This window comes from Streptomyces violaceorubidus (genome assembly GCF_000717995.1).
Classification (GTDB): Bacteria; Actinomycetota; Actinomycetes; order Streptomycetales; family Streptomycetaceae; genus Streptomyces; species Streptomyces violaceorubidus.
In genome coordinates, this window is sequence record NZ_JODM01000183.1 from 1 (window position 1) to 316 (window position 316).

The window sequence follows — 316 nt, forward strand, 5'->3', positions numbered from 1 at the left end:
CTGGAGGACGCCGCCAAAGTCGTCGCCGTACGCGCACAGATCATCGGCGAACACCTCGCAGGGCGAGGAGCCATGGCCTCCGTCCCGCAGCCCGCCCACACCGTCGAAGCACACCTCCCCAGCGGGGTCGGCATCGCCGCCGTCAACGGCCCGAACACCACCGTGGTCTCCGGCGACAAGGACGCCGTCGAAGCCCTCGTCGCTCAGCTCCAGGAACAGGACGTCCGGGCCCGGCTGATCCCCGTCGACTACGCCTCACACTCCGCGCACGTCGAAACCATCGAGCAGCACCTGACCGAAGCCCTCGCGGGCATCA

1 protein-coding gene is annotated in these 316 nt (G+C 69.3%); it reads left to right on the forward strand.

Features of this window, described 5'->3' with window-relative positions:
* Positions 1-316: acyltransferase domain-containing protein (locus IE94_RS36850; protein WP_037925011.1), on the forward strand; the 316-nt coding region annotated here is incomplete at both ends.